We start from the raw sequence: 341 nt of genomic DNA, 5'->3' as shown, positions 1-341 counted from the left end.
TCATGAAATCCGCCCGCTCCACCGCCGCCCTGGCGATCCGCCGCGACGAGTAGATGCCGCTCGCATAGCCGTGTAGAAGCAGCGCCGTCATCATCCGCGGATCAAACGGCGGCTGACCCAGCCCGCTCCGGTAGCTGCCTAGGATCGCCGATAGATCAAGGCTTTCCTTGACCAGCGACACGATCAACCGCGAAACGTGGTCCCTCGGCACATAATCCTGCACGCTCGGCGGCAGAAGCTGGACCTCGTCGATCTTCCAGGGGCGAAATTCCTTGCTCATGGCCACGCAAGGAATCAGACTCGCTCCCTCTTGACCAGTCACTACTCAGACAGGCTCCTAG

The 341-nt window shown here is 61.3% G+C and carries 1 protein-coding gene; it reads right to left on the bottom strand.

Annotated elements, in window-relative coordinates; all coding sequences use genetic code 11:
- A partial coding sequence (locus KJQ96_RS38905) for a transposase (RefSeq protein WP_213291210.1) occupies positions 1-280 on the bottom strand: 280 nt, incomplete at its 3' end.
- Positions 281-341: the final 61 nt, after the last annotated feature.

This window comes from Bradyrhizobium sp. sGM-13 (genome assembly GCF_018398875.1).
Lineage (GTDB): Bacteria > Pseudomonadota > Alphaproteobacteria > Rhizobiales > Xanthobacteraceae > Bradyrhizobium.
The sequence above is the reverse complement of the archived record's forward strand: the minus strand, read 5'-3'. Positions and strand labels throughout refer to the sequence as shown.